Source organism: Halobacterium sp. KA-4 (assembly GCF_021028995.1).
Taxonomy (GTDB): Archaea; Halobacteriota; Halobacteria; order Halobacteriales; family Halobacteriaceae; genus Halobacterium.
Genome location: NZ_JAJJZG010000004.1, coordinates 184,073 through 198,883, shown reverse-complemented (window position 1 = coordinate 198,883; position 14,811 = coordinate 184,073). Strand labels below are relative to the sequence as shown.

Genomic DNA, 14,811 nt, shown 5'->3' with positions numbered 1-14,811 from the left:
GCCTACGTCATGCCGATCGTCCGCTGGGGACAGACGATCAAGCAAGAACTCTCGGAAGGCTGGAGTCGCGTGATTCAACACGACATGACGGCGAAACTCGACGGTCACAGCTGGACCGTCGAGTTTCTCGTCTACATCGACTGTACGTACCAAAACGGACGGTGCGACGAACATGGGGTGGCGCGTCACGGCTACGCCGCTGACGCGCCGTTCATCGAGAGTCCACGCGACGCTCGATACCACTACGCGAAACGCTTCGGTATCGAAGCGAGCTATCGACTCTCTGAACAAAGTATTGCGACGACCTCAACACAAAATCCGGTCGTACGGCTGCTGTACGTCGTGGTGAGCCTGTTGTTACAAAACGTCTGGCGGTATTTACATTGGGAGTACGTGGCGACGCCTCGCCGTGGGGGGCGTCGCCTCTGGAAGTGGTCGTTCAAGGAGTTCATCAACATGATTCAACGGGCAGCGTGGACGGCCCTCGCGACGCGTCGGGCCGTCCCCGCAAACCGACCGCCAGACGACCGGTTTACCCGCTAATCCCCGACCAGGGTAGCCTTCGCCAGGAGTGGCGACGCTGTCGCGTCGGCGGCAGCCGCCGCCGACAGCGACAGCTCTCCGTCGGTTCGTCGGAGATCTTCTCGTCAAGACCACCAGCACAACAGCTCCGCCGTGGAACTCAGGCTTCAGAAACAGCTAGCCGAGAATGCTTTGTGAGGTACTGAGCTTGGGAAGGCCGGTTCTGGGATGGTGGCACTCCCTGGGGGTTGTACGAATTGTATGGCCGACTCCAAGACGGCCATGAAGCAATCCCCTCGGTTGAGGCGAAAAGTGTCCTGCAGGACCTCGGCTATGACGTCGGTAACGACCGCGATGCGGTGACTACAGGGATTCAACGGTTCGCAGACACCTATAATTCGCAGGTTGGGCACGCGTCGCAGGGGACTAGTTACGAACTTCCCGTGTACGCCGAAATCGACGAATTCTTTCGCCTCGTCGAAACCACAGACCGGGACACGATCAACGCGCAACTCACTGGTCCGTACGCGCCGTTGTTCCGCCCACTAATCGGGCATCGTATCCATACGGGGGCGACTGAATCACTCCGCTGGACCGGTGTTGACTCACTAATTGAGGACCACATCGAGGCCAGAGATTCTGGTGCGTACGACGACTTGGAGACGTCGCACTGGGGTGGGACACATATCGAATCGTGGAAGTGGCAGTTCAAAGATTACTTCCAGGATGTAGTCACGGAGTCCTTCGATCTCACCGCTTTGACCGCGGACGACGTTCCAGCGTTCCTTGATGCGATCGAAGAGCCACCCGAGGAGTTTGATGCCGTTTCGAATGTGCCCGCGAAAATGATGGGTGGACAGTTCCACCGATTAACATGGAATGATATCGTGGCGTACTGCCGCGAGAACCCTGAGGAAGCAGCGCGAGTCCTCAGTGACCTCTACAACGAAGAGTTGTCAATCGTCGATCGGCTGCACGAATTCTACGAAGTATTCCGTCATTTGACGACACGCGAGGAAAACGACCGATCACCGGGTTCGCTTCTTCGGGCCGCGACGGCGCTGCTCATGTATGCGTACCCTCAGAAGCATATCACGTTCCAGTACCAGCGGATGGATCACTTCTTCCAGCAGTATTCCACATCCGATGGTCTTGACTCAGGATTCGATGCTCGACAGTACCACGAGGTTTCGCTTGCGTGTCGTGAGTTACTCGACCGTATCGAAACTCGAACCGGAAGCGCCTCCATGATTGACGTTCAGACCCTCATCTACATCGCCGACGATACGTAGACCTATGCTCTCCCGACGGAAGGCTTCGCGCGGAGTAAGCGGCAGAAAGCCGAGAACGGTATTCTGGTAGTAGCCTGTATCGAGTGACACTAGATTCTGGAGATTCCGTTGATTTTCGCCGACGAAATTTCCGCTGCCGATTGACGCCCGTGGCGAACGGTCATCTTGAGTGCAAAGCAGTCCGTTGTTGCCGGGCGGTTATGGAAAATCCATATCGTGTTTTCGCTGGGAATCACCGACCGTACAGTTTGCTTCCACCAGATAACCGGTCGAATCGGTGGGTGACACCGCGAGTGCTGTCGGATCTAACATACGGTACTATGCGTGGGTATTGCAGGCTTTCGACGTCATATCGTCCATTTCGATACGTCTGAGAGAGGCGAATTAGCCGCGTACTCGGAAACTTGTCGAGGCGCTCATGGCTAATGTTTAAAAGAGGGAGGTTACTCAACTTGTTTGCTCCGACCCATGATATCGGAAAACGCGGCTACTCGTGTGCAGAAGCTGGACGAAGCAAAGGAACTCCTCGTGCGGTTAGAGGACGAGAAGGGCATGCAGTTAGGCGGTCCTCGTGGAACGTTGATGCGTGCGGGACAGACCGTGTCGTCGGCGGCCTTCGTAGACAACATGCAGAAGGCAGCCGGGCAGATAGCTGGGCTCGCTATCGAAGGTGGGCACGACGAAATTGCGTCGGACGTCGCTGCCCTCATCGACGAACTGCAAACCGAATGCCAGGAAGAGTCAAAATGAGCGAATCAAACAGCGACCGTTCTGCGGAGGAGAAGTTCGTTGCGATCATCAACGTGGCGATGGCGCGGGCAATCCAGGATGATGCGGATCCTGACGTGATGGCTCGCGTCTGTCTGAACACCGCCCGGGAACTCTACGAACACTACGGCGCTGGGAAAGACCACTCCAGCTACCTCACATTCGTGACCGACGCACAGTTCGAGCAAGCTGAAATCGAAGCGTTGCTGGATCGCGTCGAAGGCGGGGAATAGAGAGCAGACGAGAGCGACTAACCCCGAGTCAGTTCGATATTCTCCAGATTTCCGGTGTGGATACCGTTTTTCGAATACAGTGCTATTGAACTGCGGACGGACCTCAGCTGAAACTGAATGAGGTAGTTAATAGCATTATCCGGCGACCATTCGACCTCTGTTCTATGACGGCTCTGTTGAAATCCTAATGTTCTAACAAACCTAATCGAGATTTGGTTTCAGAAGCTGTGTTGAACTCAGCAGAGCCAGTATCCACAGGTTGTGACCAAGCGTACGAAAGAAAACGCCGATGGGATTTTCTTATCCCATCCGATCCAAAGCGTCCTGACGATCTTCTATGGGTACCTGGTCGTATTTCATCGTGGTTTCTGGGTTCTTATGCCGTAGCTGGGCCTGAGCGGCCGCGAGATCTTCTTCACGAGTCATGTAGGTTCCAACAGAGTGGCGAATCGCGTACCAACTCATCTGGCGGTGTTGCGTGTCGATGTCCGCAATCTCGCACAGATTCTTCAGAAGGTACCGTAGTGAGGACGTGTCGTAGGGATTTCCTTGTCGCGTCAGCCAAACCGCGTCTGTGTCTTCGTACTTGGCGTAGGCCTCGCGTTCATCCAGCCACTTTTTCAGTGCCTGCGCAGTTCGTTCGCGCAGACTGACAACCCAGTTGTCTCGATTCTTCGAACTCTCTGATTTCGGAATGCGGAGAACGGAGTTGTCGGTATCGATCCAACTGATTTTGGAGCGTTCGACCTCGATGGGGCGGAGACCGGCGTCAAGGCTGGCCCATACGAGCGACGGGACCTTCCAGCCGTTCGCACGATCCCAGTCTGACGGTTCGACATCTTCTTTCGGCTTGTCGAACCGCTGGGCGAGATACGCCTTCCACCGGTCTCGTTCGGCTGGTGTGAGATTGTTGTAAGCCGGGACAGAACCGTATTCGAGGGCGGCGTCACGGACTGCCGCACGTTCGTCTCGGGTCAGGAACTCACGTGGGTTCGAGCTGGAGTCTTGGGAGAACGTGATCTTCGGATCCCATTCACTGAAGCCGTGCTCGTGCTTGCGCCACTTGAACAGCATTTTGATTGCCTTCTGGCAGTTACACTTGTGGGTATTACTGACGTCTCGCTGGGCGAGGTGGGTCATCCACGCGTCGGCGTGTTCGTGGGTGACGTTTGCAGTATAGCCGCCTTCGTACTCCCAGACGAACCGATAGAATTGGTCGATTCGGCTCGAACGGGGTTTGACGGTTCCATGGGCGTAGCCGTCGGCTTTCTCTGGGTTCTTTCCGAACGTAAGTAGCCACTTGAGGCAGCTCTCGCGCTCGGATTTGTAGTCAAGTTCCTGACGTTGGTTGAGATATTCCTTGGATGGCTCTGTGAGGACTGAGATATCGTCTAAATCGACCATTAGGACCGCCTCCGGGTGAGCCGTCGTGTATATTTGGCGAGTCCTTCGAATTGGGATGGTCGGGCAAGTGGGTTAATCGCTGTACGGCGTCGGGGTGGTCGAATCCTAGTTTCTGGCTTGACCTGAAGCAATGGTGAACACGCTCATTGTTCACAGCCAGAATCGCAAGACAGCGAAAGGAAGGAGTGCTCCGTCAGGGATTCGAACCCTGGTCCTTGCCGTGAGAGGGCAAGATGATTGGCCGGACTACACCAACGGAGCGCGTCCACTCTTTCGTAGCCGAGGTGTACAAATAACGGTTTCGTCTCGGCTGCACGCTGAGACAGTGACACACACGTAGCCTCGGGAATCCATCGAAGGACAGCGACACTACCGAACTACTCGGAGAGCGTTACGCCGAGGTGGTGTCGGCGACTTCGAGCAGCTCCTGGTAGCGGTTGCGGATGGTAACCGTACTGATGTCGGCTGCGGCGGCGACCTCGTCCTGCGTGGAGCGGGTGCCGGTCAGGCGGCCGGCAGCGTAGATGGCTGCGGCGGCCAGGCCGACCGGAGATTTGCCGTTGAATACGCCCGTGCCCTCGGCGGTGTCGAGGAGTTCGCGGGCGCGGCGTTCGACGTGGTCTTCGACGTCGAGTTCGGAGGCGATGCGGCCGACGTAGCTAGCGGGGTCGGCGGGCTTGACGGCGAGGCCAAGTTCGCGTACGATGTAGCGGTACGTCCGCTTGAACTCCATGTCGTCGACGCGGCTGACGTTTGCGACCTCTTTGATGCTGCGCGGGTGGTTGGCCTGACGGCCGGCCGCGTACAGCGCCGCGGATGCGACACCTTCGATGCTGCGGCCGGGGAGCAGGTCCTCACTGAGGGCGCGGCGGTAGATGACCGAGGCGGTCTCACGGACGTTCTCGGGCAGCCCGAGCGCGCTCCCCATGCGTTCGATTTCTGCAAGCGCCTGCTTGAGGTTGCGCTCCTTGCTGTCGCGGGTGCGGAAGCGCTCGTTCCACTTGCGGAGCCGCTGCATCTTCTGGCGCTGACTGGACGAGAGGCTGTTGCCGTAGGCGTCTTTGTCCTGCCAACCGATGTTCGTCGACAGCCCCTTGTCGTGCATCAGCTTCGTCGTGGGGGCACCGACGCGGGATTTCTCGTCTTGCTCGCTGGAGTCGAACGCGCGCCATTCCGGGCCGCGGTCGATGTCGTCCTCTTCGACGACGAGGCCACAGTCGACACAGATGGTCTCGCCGTGGGTCTCGTCCTGTTGGAGGGACCCGCCACATTCGGGGCATGTGTGGGTCTGCTCGTGTTCTGTTTCGGTCGTGTCTGTCTCGTGCTGTGCCGTTCCGCTGTACTGTTGGATTGTCTTCGTACTCATGTTGAATTCCGTTCCGGGACGTTGTCCGCAGTGGGCTCCCGGACACCCAGTATAACTATAGGTAAGGGACACCAGTACTTAAAGTTTGCGACACCCTTAAGTACTACAATCGATATTTCCGAGCGTTTTTCATACTCCAACAAATTTCCGGGCAGCGAACACACCACAGCGACAACGCCAGAGAAAATACCGACCGCGACTAACCGACAGTTACGGTGCGAGGCGGTTCTTCCGGTGTTTCATCTCCGCTTCGTAGTAGTCGAACGTATGTGGACACCACTCCGCAGCGAGGTCCAACAGCTGCTCGGTGAGGTCCCGAATCTCCCACTGGGCGTCCGCGGCCGCTCGCATGTCCGCGATGTGCATCAGCGACCGCGGATTCAACGTGACGACGACATTCACTTCAGTCCCAATCGGCAGGACGAACCGTGCATCCTCGGGCGGCATCCCGAGTTCCAGTAACTCCTGGTAGTCCTCAACGGACTGCCGGACGGACCGCTGGAAGATCTCCTCGCGCTGCTCGATAGTCTCCTCGTCGACCTCCGCGTTCTTCTGATTGCGACCAATCCAATCCGGATCGGTCGCCGACGGCGGCGTCACCACCATCTCACCCTCCTCGACGTCCGCGGGATCAACCTCATCGAAAGCGACGTACCGCATCGACTGCACGTCGAAACTCGCGTGCCGGTGCCGAGTGAGCTGCGCCATACACGACCGACTCATCCCCTCGATGGCGAACGTCGCACTCGGGTGCTCGAAGGGCCCGTAGTGCCCGCGCTTGAGGAGCTTCGCGAGGAAGTTCGCTTTCTGCTCTTCAATATCATCGCCCTCGACGCCCTCCATCGCTTCCTCGAAGTCCTGTTCGGCAACCCAGCCGCTCATGTAGTCGTTGCGCGCGCCCCGGCAGATGAGTTCTTCCGGGTCGTCGGTCGCGTTGAGAAGACGCACTCGCATGTTGAACGTGGATGCTCGCGCCGGCGACAAAAGCGCTCCGAACCCAACGGCCACTAACCAGAAGTACCGGCCTGCCCCAGTTCCGGGTATGCCGTACCAGAAGGCGACGATAGCTGACGCCGAATCGGCGCTGCCGGACGAAGCCCGCGCGAAGATGTTCCGAATGAAAGACGCCCTCGACACCGAGGAGGTGGCGTTCACGCTGTTCACGATGGAACCCAACGCCGAGGGCATGGAACACGACCACCTCGACTCCGGCCAGGAGGAGGTCTACTACGTCGTCGAGGGTGGTGTCGACGTGGAGTTCGGGGACGCGACTGTTTCCCTGGACGAACGCGAAGCCATCCGCATTGACCCAGAAGAGACTCGTCAGATTCGCAACCGAGACAACTACTCCGAGCTCGTGCTCGTCGGCGCACCGCGCTAGCGACAGCCACCGCAGGCGCTTCTCCTCGCGTTCGCGTCCCGCCAACCCCTAAGTGTCGGACAGCGTAGCCAGTGTATGGCCACCAATCTCGCTGCCGGCGTCGACGCGTTCACGAGCAACGCCTTCCTCGTGGAGGGCGACCGCACAGTGCTCGTGGACCCGGGCGCGAACTTCGACGTCGTCAGCGCCGTCCGCGAGCATGTCGACGACCTCGACGCAGTACTCCTTACGCACCCCCACCCCGATCACATCGGCAACCTCGACGACGTAAAAGCCGCCTTCGACGTCGACGCCTGGGGCTTCGACACCAGCGACGACGGCGTGGACCACGAAGTTGCGGACGGTGACACCGTCGCTATCGGCGACCACGATTACGAGGCCCTGCACACGCCCGGTCACGAGCCACATCACTTGGTCTTCTACTCGCAGGACGCGAGCGTGTTGTTCGCGGCGGATCTCGTGTTCGCGAATCGCGCGTTCGGCCGCACCGATCTGGAGGGTGGCGACCGTGACACACTCCTGCGAAGCATCGACCGCGTGCTCGACGTCGTTGACGAGCCCGATGTGATGCACGCAGGCCACGGTCCAAGCGTCACGACTGGCGCAATCGAGAACATCGAACTCGCCGCAAAAGCCGCGCGACAGCGGTAGTTACTGGGTATCGATGCCGTAGTAGCCGGGTTCTTCCTCTTCGCGGGGTTCGGCGACAACGAGGTCGTCGCTGTGGTTCATAATCCACGGAATTGCCCAGTCGAGGAGCACGTTCTCCGTGTTCGGGTCTAGTTCCGCGTCGGGCTCTAAGTCCTGGAGGAGGCGTGCAATCTCGTAGACGGTGTACATCTTGTCCTCGTCGAGGAGCTCCGCCGGCGTGTAGAAGTCACACGGGTGGAAGGTCTCGAAGTCGTCCTTCGGAACGGGCATACTCGACGTGCGTGCGTCGCGACGAAAAAACCCCCGGTGGCGCGCCGACTGTGGGGAACGCTTATCTGAGCGTCGGGCGCAACCACGGACGAGCGGTCCGCATGACAACGTACGACACGCAGCCCCAGTCGGATCTCGATGAAGGGAAGGCCGCGCTAGTCGACGCCCTCCGCGACGCACTCGGCGACACCCTCCGAGACGTCTGGGTCCTCGACCAACGCACTCAACAGCCGCTGTACCTCCGCGAGGACGTCGCTGAACGCATCGAAGACGTCGCCGTCGAGAAACATCTGGACAACGAACGCTACGGCTTTGTCACGCGCCAGACGTACAACCTCCTCCACTACTCGGAGTTCCGGTACACGCACCGCGGGTTCGACACGTGGGAGCTGTTCCGGACGTTCGTCACGGACGACGACGCTAAGGTCGGCGTCGTCGTCGGCATCGACTCGAACGACACTGGCTACGATTTCGGCGCGCTCACCGACATCGTCCACGACCTCGCCGACGAGTACGGTGCCGGCGCGTTCGCACCCGTGGCTCCCGACGACGACTGACGCGAAAGAAAACGGCGGATGTGTGACGCTACTCGAAGCGCGCAGCGACGTCCTCGTAGCGGTCCGCGACGTCGTCCCAGTCGACGACCTCGAAGAAGTTCTCGATGAAGTCGCCGCGGGCGGGACCGTAGTCGTAGTAGTACGAGTGCTCCCAGACGTCCAGCGCCAGAATCGGATGCGAACCCCAGAGCGCGCCCTTGTCGTGCTTGTCGACGACAACGTTGCGCAGCTGCTCGGAGTGGCTGTCGTAAACCAGCAGCGCCCAGCCACCGGCAGCGGAGGCTGCAGCCTCGAATTCGCCCTTCCAGGCGTCGTAGGACCCGAAGTCCTCCTCGATTTGCGCGGCGAGGGCGCCGGCGGGTTCACCGCCGCCGTTCGGGCTCATGTTGTTCCAGAAGATGGAGTGCAGGATGTGCCCGGAGCCGTTGTGGGTTACGTTGCCGATAGCGCCCGGCGACGACGAGAAGTCGCCCTCTTCACGATTTGCTTCGAGGGTTTCCTCGGCGGAGTTCCAGCCGTTGACGTAGCCCTGGTGGTGCGTGTCGTGATGCCACGTCATTACTTGTTCGGAGATGTGCGGTTCGAGTGCGTCGTAGTCGTACGGAAGCGGTGGAAGTTCGTAGTCACTCATGGTGCGGTCACCCGCCAGAACCATCGTAGCGGTTCGTGTTAAACGTTTGTGGCATCTTTGCTAGCACCTACCACGAAAACCGGCGAATGACGCCGCTTGCCCGCAGTTTGGATGGTTACCCACATACGTCCCGAGTTGCAACGAACGCGTATGCGTTCGTGGCGTGGCGTCGGCCTCGTGACCGGCTGGCAGTTCACCGCAAGCCTCGCATTCTACGCCATCTTCGCGTCGACAGCCTTCGTCCGCAGCGACTTCGGCATCTCCCGGGCGCTCACCGGCACTGTCGTCACCGCCATCATGCTCGGCTACACCGTCCTCCTCTTCGGAACGGGGGCTGCAGTCGACGGCTACGGCGAACGACCCGTGATGATCGTCGGGCTGCTCGGCATGGCCGTCGGGTGCATCGGCGTCGCGTACGCGCCGACATTCCCGCTATTGCTCGCCGCGCTCGTCGTCCTCGGATTCGCGTACGCCACCGCGATGCCCGCAACCAACCGCGCCATCGTCGCCGTCTCCCCAAAGGACAGCCGTAACCTGGCAATGAACGTCAAACAGGTCGGCGTCACCGGTGGCTCCGGCCTCGGCGCACTCCTCGTCACAGGCATCGCTGCCACCCGCTTCGGCTGGCGCGCAGGCTTCCTCGTCATCGCCGGCATCGCCGTCGTCATCGCCGCAGCGTTCGCCGCCGGCTACGAGGGAACGACCGGCTCTGGAACACTCTTGATGCCGGACGTCCGCGGGCTCCTCGATGACCCCGCGTATCGAGGGCTCATCGTCGCTGGCCTGTTCCTCGGCGCGACGGTGTTCACGACGACCGGCTACGTCGTCCTCCACATGACCGAATCCGTCGCTGTCGCCGCCGGCTTCGCGGGCGCCGTACTCGCGGGCGTGCAGGTCGCGGGCAGCATCGGCCGGCTCGTCGGTGGCGCACTCTCCGACCGGCTCGGTGGCTCGCCCGCCCGCGGCCCCGCACTCGTACTGACCGCGCAAGGCGTCCTTGCGGCCGTCTGCTTCCTTGGCGTCACCGTCGCAGAGTCGCCGTGGACGTCGGCCGTCGCGTTCGCGCTCCTGGGGCTGTTCATTCTCGGATTCCCCGGCGTCTACTACGCGACGATGACCGCAATCGTCGACGACGACGAAGTCGGCGCTGCCACCGCAGGCGGCCAGACCATGCTGAACCTCGGCGGCATCACCGCGCCGCCGCTGTTCGGGCTCGTCGTCGACGGCTTCAGTTACGACGTCGCGTGGACGCTCGCCGCAGCCATCACGGCAATCGGGGCAGTCGTTGTCTGGACGCAGGTCGCCCGGCAGGCCTCACAATAGTTGCGAGCGCAATTTCTTCGGTCAGACTGCTGCTCGAAACTCAAACGACCGAATTGGGACGAGGATATGCAGACTCAGGAACGAAGTGTTCGATAAACCGTCCACACGCCGACTGCTGGGAGGGACGCACAAACAGCGCCAACAACGACGAGGGATAGGAAGGTATTGAGCCCCCACCAGCCGGTCACACCGTACACCGCAAGGAAGGAACCGACCCCACTCAGGTGTGCAAGTAGGGCACGGGTCGTTGACCCGTGTTCGAAACTCCCCCAAACACCGACAAGAACTCCAAAGACAGCGAACGCATACCCGAGCAACGACGACAACGCGGCAACATTCATCGGCTGTCGAATCGTGAACTCGTAGTAGCTCTCCTGATACTCGACGTAGTAGTGCCCATGCCCGGGCTGTGCGGTGGTATCACTCGCACTCGTTAATTCCGTGACTTGGTGTTCCAGACCTCGAATCGTGGTTCTGTTGTCCGGGGCTTCGAGTGCTTGGCGGAAGGCGTCTTGTGCGGTTGCTGGAAGGTCTGTGAAGTGGTAGATGACGTCAACACCGGGGTCTGAGACGTTGGCGGCTTCGGTTGCTGCGGCCTGTGTTGTCGCCTCCACACTGTACGTGAACTCGATCAAATTCGCAAAGTGCGTGGCTTGTGCGCCGAAAACCACCATCCCGAGGCCGATACCGACTAGCAGAATCGGCCAGCGCTGAGCGTGATTCTCTGCCACTGTTCGCTATCTTTCATATTATCCCGTAAAGTGCTTTGTCTATACTTAGCGATTCACTGACTCCGAGGAAGCAGGTTTTCACAAACTGGATTTGGCGTGGAACAGCCGCTCGGTAGGATTGCGTATGGAATACAAGGGTTATTTGCCGGTTAGTGATTAAGAGATTACAATAATGGAGTTGCCGAAAGAGAAATACCAGGAACTCGTTAGGCATCTCTCTAATGGGATTCTCATCGTGGGTGAGTCAGGCGATATTCTGTATGAAAGCCCGTCTGTACAGCGTATCACTGGGTATCAGCCTGCTGAGCGTGTCGGTGATCAGGTATTCGAACACGTCCATCCCGACGATCAACAGCAAGTTCGTGAGACGTTCGCTGAAATCCTCAACGCCGAAGACGATGAGGTCGTTACCGATGAATTTCGCTACCGGCACAAGGATGGCTCATGGATTTGGCTTGAGACCAGAGGGAGTAACCAAACGGCGACCGCGATTGGCGGATACGTCGTGAGTGTGCGCGACATTACGGAAACCAAAGAGCGTGAGAACCGTCTCAAACAGACCACAGCCCGTCTCGAAGCCCTCTTCGAAAGCTCTCCTGATATGATCGATATTCATACCACTGACGGGACTATCGTCGATGTCAACCAGCACTTCTGTGAGGCGTTCAACCAACCGAAAGACGAGATTGTCGGGCAGAAAGTCTGGGACATCGATCAGGGAATCGAGCCAGACGAATTACAGGCCATTTGGGATGGAATGGACGTTGGAGATCGGAAACGAATCGAAACGGAGTTCGAGACGCATGACGGAACACGGTTTCCTGTCGAAGTTCACCTTACTCGCCTCCCAGTGGGAGATGGTGACCGGTTTATGGTCGTCTCGCGGGACATCACTGAGCGAACGCAGCGGATAGAAGAAATCGAGAGGCTCAAGGAACGTCTCGAACTCGCAATCGAAGGCGCGAACCTCGGCGTGTGGGATTGGGACATGACGACTGATGAAGTTGAGTTCAACGAGCAGTGGGCGGAGATGCTCGGCTACACGCTTGACGAACTCGACCCACACCTCCACACATGGGAGTCGCGGGTTCATCCGGACGATGTTGATGACGTGACTGCTGCCCTTGAGGCGCATCGCCAGCAGCAAACGGACTACTACGACACCGAACACCGAATGCGAACGGCTGATGGTGAGTGGAAGTGGATTCGGGATCTCGGCAAAATTGTTGAGCGAGATGACGACGGTGAGCCAGTCCGTGCGGTTGGCATTCACCTCGATGTTGATGAGTGGAAGACCCGTGAACGGCAACTCGAAGCATTAAATCGGGTCACCCAGGAGTTGATGAGTGCGGACACCCGGGAGGAGGTTGCCGAGATCGGTGTGGAGACGATGAGGGATCTGCTGGAATTAGAAGCGAATTCGATCCATCTGTACGACGATGATGTCGATGGGCTCGTTCCGGTGGCATCCACGGACGCCGTATACGATCTTATTGGCGAGCCACCCACATTTTCGGGTGGTGACAGTATTGCGTGGCGGGTTTATCAAAGCGGGGAGACACTCTCTGTTGATGATGTCCACGAGGATTCGGACCGGTATAATCCAGCCACGGCGATTCGGAGCGAGCTTATCTTGCCGCTCGGTAAATACGGGGTTTTGCTCGCCGGGTCATCGTCCCCAGAGACCTTCGACGAACAGGACGCACTCCTGGGTGAAATTCTGGCCGGCGGACTGTCGACAGCGCTTGAACAGTTAGAACGAACCGAGCAGCTCCGTGCTCGTGAACAGGAACTCACCGAGCAAAACGACCGACTCGAAGAGTTCGCCAGTATCGTCAGTCACGATCTTCGGAATCCGCTCACTGTTGCCGAAGGGCGTTTGGAGTTGGTGGCTACGGAGTGCGACAGTGAACATTTGGACGCAATTGAGCAAGCCCACGAGCGCATGCGGACGCTGATAGATGAACTTCTATCGTTAGCCCGAGAGGGAGATGCCGTTACGGATTTCGACCGGGTCGCGCTCGATGTACTGGTAGAGGAGTGTTGGGCAACCGTTGAGACGGGTGCTGCCACGCTTATCACCGACATCAACCGCACCGTTCGGGCAGATAAGAGTCGGCTCAAACAGCTGTTTGAGAATCTGATTCGTAACGCTATCGACCACGGTGGTGAGGACGTAACCGTAACGGTCGGTGCACTCGACGATGGATTCTACGTTGAGGACGATGGGCAAGGAATCCCGGCCGACGAGCGTGAGGATGTCTTTAGAGCTGGCTACTCAACAAGTGAGGATGGCACTGGGTTCGGGTTGAGCATCGTCAAACAGATTGTTGAAGCCCACGACTGGCAGATTCGTGTCACTGACAGTCCCACGAACGGAGCCAGATTCGAAATTCTTGGCGTAGAAACAGTTGCTGAATAGTGCATCTGTACTTACCGAATGCACCGCCCACATTAGGGCCGTTTCTCACTAGCTGGATTGGGTATGGAACACTCGGTCAGTGAGAGTGTTGCTGGTCGTCGGATGTGGGGGTGAATGCGTTGAACTGACGGCCGGTAATTGAGGTTGGCGGTAAGCGGTAGTAGTCCATGCTGACCTCGTCAGGTGTTGCTTCGGGGTAGATGTTCAGAGTTGGAATGGAGGCGTTTTCCGCGATTGCTGTGGCAGCCTTGGTTTCATCCTCTTCAGGGACAGGTTCGATTGGGCCCTGCACAAGGACGCTCTGTGCTGGCTGTTCGTCGTAGACCGTGAACGTCACGGTCTCTGTCGTCTCGAGAAAGGCCATTTTCTTGCTATCTGGTTTGTAGACGAACTGGAAGTACAGTGTCTCCCCATTGTAGCCGAATGATTCGGGAATCGAGTACGCTTCTGTGCCGTCAGTGAGCGCTAAGACGCCAACACCCGACTCAGAGAGTAATGTTTCACAGTCTTCCGTCGATAGCTCAGTAGTCATACCGATACATTCTCGCTAATCCTCCGAGCATGTTTTGGCCATCGATTCTATTCAGCGATTAGTTCCGCACCTGTACTTAGCGAAATGACGAACCACATCGAGGCCGGTTCTCACCAGTTGGTTCAGAGTGAAATAGCCGCTCAGTAGGGTGGGATAGTCACTTTGCTAATGGCTATGGTGAATAACGCGGAGAACTACGACAACTGGCAGAAGGAAGACGGCCACAACGACAATCGCAAAGAGCGGAATTTGAATAATAATATCTAATCGCTGACGGATGATGTATAAGAGACCGACAGCCAGTAGCCCAACCAACAGTGCAAGTGGATACCGCATCTCCTGGTGACGAAACCAGAGATAGCCACTGAGACTCAGCCCGATACCGGGAATAACGAACAGACCGGTAGAAATGGAGAATAGACCGGCGGCCATCCCAGTATACTGCCACGGCTGAAACACGACAAGACTCCCGACGATACCCGTGATACCGACCAGACTGATAACGAGCGCTGGTATCTGCTCGTAGCGAATCTGACCGGATGCACGCTCTTGGTACCAGAACCAACCAGTTGCCATAAATCCGAGATTAATCAGAAGGAGCAGAACCGTCGCTAATTCCGGTAGGTCAGCATTTAACGGCCCATATTCCGGCCAAAGACCAAGAATGGTGAGAAGACTACTGGTGAGACCTAGAATGATGAGTGATTTAGCCTCTGTCGTAGCCATAC

General features: G+C 58.3%; 16 protein-coding genes, 1 tRNA gene and 1 pseudogene. 9 read left to right on the top strand and 9 right to left on the bottom strand.

Features of this window, described 5'->3' with window-relative positions:
- From LPA44_RS06470 to LPA44_RS06455, 4 genes and pseudogenes are all read left to right on the top strand, one after another.
- Positions 1-543, top strand: a pseudogene (locus tag LPA44_RS06470) (ISH3-like element ISH3B family transposase); the annotation flags it as partial.
- 236 nt (positions 544-779) lie between these two features.
- Positions 780-1,814 (top strand): hypothetical protein, encoded by a 1,035-nt coding sequence (locus tag LPA44_RS06465; protein WP_230888769.1) that lies wholly within the window; start codon positions 780-782, stop codon positions 1,812-1,814.
- A 468-nt stretch (positions 1,815-2,282) separates the two neighbouring features.
- On the top strand, positions 2,283-2,564 hold the full coding sequence (locus LPA44_RS06460; protein WP_230888768.1) for a hypothetical protein: 282 nt from the start codon (positions 2,283-2,285) through the stop codon (positions 2,562-2,564).
- A complete protein-coding gene (locus LPA44_RS06455) occupies positions 2,561-2,815 on the top strand; it encodes a hypothetical protein (RefSeq protein WP_230888767.1) in 255 nt (84 codons plus the stop codon). Before LPA44_RS06460 ends, LPA44_RS06455 begins: the two co-directional genes overlap by 4 nt.
- A 300-nt stretch (positions 2,816-3,115) precedes the next feature.
- Here LPA44_RS06455 and LPA44_RS06450 read toward each other — a convergent pair whose 3' ends face one another.
- From LPA44_RS06450 to thyX, 4 genes are all read right to left on the bottom strand, one after another.
- Positions 3,116-4,219, bottom strand: a complete 1,104-nt coding sequence (locus tag LPA44_RS06450; RefSeq protein WP_230888766.1) for a tyrosine-type recombinase/integrase — start codon at positions 4,217-4,219, stop codon at positions 3,116-3,118.
- Between the two features lie 186 nt (positions 4,220-4,405).
- Positions 4,406-4,480, bottom strand: a tRNA-Glu gene (locus tag LPA44_RS06445).
- 130 nt (positions 4,481-4,610) lie between these two features.
- A complete protein-coding gene (locus tag LPA44_RS06440; protein WP_230888765.1) occupies positions 4,611-5,585 on the bottom strand; it encodes a transcription initiation factor IIB in 975 nt (324 codons plus the stop codon).
- Positions 5,586-5,795: 210 nt separating this feature from the next.
- Positions 5,796-6,539, bottom strand: a complete 744-nt coding sequence (gene thyX / locus LPA44_RS06435) for an FAD-dependent thymidylate synthase (RefSeq protein ID WP_230888764.1) — start codon at positions 6,537-6,539, stop codon at positions 5,796-5,798.
- A gap of 88 nt (positions 6,540-6,627) precedes the next feature.
- Here thyX and LPA44_RS06430 point away from each other — a divergent pair, with 88 nt between their 5' ends.
- Both LPA44_RS06430 and LPA44_RS06425 read left to right on the top strand, forming a co-directional pair.
- The gene (locus LPA44_RS06430; protein ID WP_230888763.1) at positions 6,628-6,966 is read left to right on the top strand and encodes a cupin domain-containing protein; all 339 of its coding nucleotides are present in this window, start codon (positions 6,628-6,630) and stop codon (positions 6,964-6,966) included.
- Positions 6,967-7,041: 75 nt separating this feature from the next.
- Entirely contained in the window at positions 7,042-7,617 is a 576-nt protein-coding gene (locus LPA44_RS06425; protein WP_230888762.1) for an MBL fold metallo-hydrolase, read from the top strand.
- On the opposite strand, the gene LPA44_RS06420 is transcribed toward LPA44_RS06425, so the two are convergent.
- Entirely contained in the window at positions 7,618-7,887 is a 270-nt protein-coding gene (locus tag LPA44_RS06420) for a DUF5827 family protein (protein WP_230888761.1), read from the bottom strand.
- Between the two features lie 101 nt (positions 7,888-7,988).
- Here LPA44_RS06420 and LPA44_RS06415 point away from each other — a divergent pair, with 101 nt between their 5' ends.
- A complete protein-coding gene (locus LPA44_RS06415; protein ID WP_230888760.1) occupies positions 7,989-8,444 on the top strand; it encodes a DUF7522 family protein in 456 nt (151 codons plus the stop codon).
- Between the two features lie 28 nt (positions 8,445-8,472).
- Here LPA44_RS06415 and sod read toward each other — a convergent pair whose 3' ends face one another.
- On the bottom strand, positions 8,473-9,075 hold the full coding sequence (gene sod / locus LPA44_RS06410; protein WP_230888759.1) for a superoxide dismutase: 603 nt from the start codon (positions 9,073-9,075) through the stop codon (positions 8,473-8,475).
- A 150-nt stretch (positions 9,076-9,225) separates the two neighbouring features.
- Between sod and LPA44_RS06405 the strand changes: the two genes are divergently transcribed.
- Positions 9,226-10,398 carry an MFS transporter gene (locus tag LPA44_RS06405; protein ID WP_230888758.1) on the top strand — a complete coding sequence of 391 codons (1,173 nt, stop codon included), beginning with the start codon at positions 9,226-9,228 and terminating at the stop codon, positions 10,396-10,398.
- A 74-nt stretch (positions 10,399-10,472) separates the two neighbouring features.
- Here the strand turns inward: LPA44_RS06405 and LPA44_RS06400 are convergent, their stop codons facing one another.
- The gene (locus LPA44_RS06400; protein ID WP_230888757.1) at positions 10,473-11,129 is read right to left on the bottom strand and encodes a hypothetical protein; all 657 of its coding nucleotides are present in this window, start codon (positions 11,127-11,129) and stop codon (positions 10,473-10,475) included.
- Between the two features lie 172 nt (positions 11,130-11,301).
- On the opposite strand from LPA44_RS06400, the gene LPA44_RS06395 reads away from it, so the two are divergent.
- A complete protein-coding gene (locus LPA44_RS06395; RefSeq protein ID WP_230888756.1) occupies positions 11,302-13,551 on the top strand; it encodes a PAS domain S-box protein in 2,250 nt (749 codons plus the stop codon).
- 76 nt (positions 13,552-13,627) lie between these two features.
- Here the strand turns inward: LPA44_RS06395 and LPA44_RS06390 are convergent, their stop codons facing one another.
- Entirely contained in the window at positions 13,628-14,083 is a 456-nt protein-coding gene (locus tag LPA44_RS06390) for a pyridoxamine 5'-phosphate oxidase family protein (RefSeq protein ID WP_230888755.1), read from the bottom strand.
- A gap of 165 nt (positions 14,084-14,248) precedes the next feature.
- Positions 14,249-14,809: a hypothetical protein gene (locus LPA44_RS06385; RefSeq protein ID WP_230888754.1), complete on the bottom strand. Its 561-nt coding sequence runs from the start codon at positions 14,807-14,809 to the stop codon at positions 14,249-14,251.
- Positions 14,810-14,811: the final 2 nt, after the last annotated feature.

Bases quoted from the DNA above. Each gene is read 5' to 3' on its own strand.
- LPA44_RS06460 (WP_230888768.1), top strand. From the start codon at position 2,283: ATGATATCGGAAAACGCGGCTACTCGTGTGCAGAAGCTGGACGAAGCA.
- LPA44_RS06455 (WP_230888767.1), top strand. From the start codon at position 2,561: ATGAGCGAATCAAACAGCGACCGTTCTGCGGAGGAGAAGTTCGTTGCG.
- LPA44_RS06450 (WP_230888766.1), bottom strand. From the start codon at position 4,219: ATGGTCGATTTAGACGATATCTCAGTCCTCACAGAGCCATCCAAGGAA.
- LPA44_RS06440 (WP_230888765.1), bottom strand. From the start codon at position 5,585: ATGAGTACGAAGACAATCCAACAGTACAGCGGAACGGCACAGCACGAG.
- thyX (WP_230888764.1), bottom strand. From the start codon at position 6,539: ATGCGAGTGCGTCTTCTCAACGCGACCGACGACCCGGAAGAACTCATC.
- LPA44_RS06430 (WP_230888763.1), top strand. From the start codon at position 6,628: ATGCCGTACCAGAAGGCGACGATAGCTGACGCCGAATCGGCGCTGCCG.
- LPA44_RS06425 (WP_230888762.1), top strand. From the start codon at position 7,042: ATGGCCACCAATCTCGCTGCCGGCGTCGACGCGTTCACGAGCAACGCC.
- LPA44_RS06420 (WP_230888761.1), bottom strand. From the start codon at position 7,887: ATGCCCGTTCCGAAGGACGACTTCGAGACCTTCCACCCGTGTGACTTC.
- LPA44_RS06415 (WP_230888760.1), top strand. From the start codon at position 7,989: ATGACAACGTACGACACGCAGCCCCAGTCGGATCTCGATGAAGGGAAG.
- sod (WP_230888759.1), bottom strand. From the start codon at position 9,075: ATGAGTGACTACGAACTTCCACCGCTTCCGTACGACTACGACGCACTC.
- LPA44_RS06405 (WP_230888758.1), top strand. From the start codon at position 9,226: ATGCGTTCGTGGCGTGGCGTCGGCCTCGTGACCGGCTGGCAGTTCACC.
- LPA44_RS06395 (WP_230888756.1), top strand. From the start codon at position 11,302: ATGGAGTTGCCGAAAGAGAAATACCAGGAACTCGTTAGGCATCTCTCT.
- LPA44_RS06390 (WP_230888755.1), bottom strand. From the start codon at position 14,083: ATGACTACTGAGCTATCGACGGAAGACTGTGAAACATTACTCTCTGAG.
- LPA44_RS06385 (WP_230888754.1), bottom strand. From the start codon at position 14,809: ATGGCTACGACAGAGGCTAAATCACTCATCATTCTAGGTCTCACCAGT.